1 pseudogene is annotated in these 246 nt (G+C 58.1%); it reads left to right on the top strand.

The window, feature by feature from the left end:
• Nucleotides 1-99: 99 nt before the first annotated feature.
• A pseudogene (locus CQ12_RS47510) lies at nucleotides 100-246 on the top strand (exonuclease); the annotation flags it as partial.

Raw genomic sequence — 246 nt, 5'->3', positions numbered from 1 at the left:
CTTGCTAAGGGTGAGGGCAAAACTCGGAGGGCCTACAGGAATCGCCTTGCAGCGGAGATCATCACCGGAGAGCCGACCGAGACTTTTACGAGCCCGGCGATGGAGCGCGGCCACATAATGGAAGCAGAGGCGCGCGACGCCTATTCATTCATGATGGACGCAGACCCGACCCGTGTCGGCTTCGTCAAGAATGGCGACAAAGGTTGTTCTCCAGATAGCTTCCTCGGAGACAAGGGGATTCTGGAG

This window comes from Bradyrhizobium jicamae, assembly GCF_001440395.1.
GTDB classification, from domain to species: domain Bacteria; phylum Pseudomonadota; class Alphaproteobacteria; order Rhizobiales; family Xanthobacteraceae; genus Bradyrhizobium; species Bradyrhizobium jicamae.
Note: the sequence above shows the minus strand (reverse complement) of the source record. Positions and strands in the feature narration are given on the sequence as shown.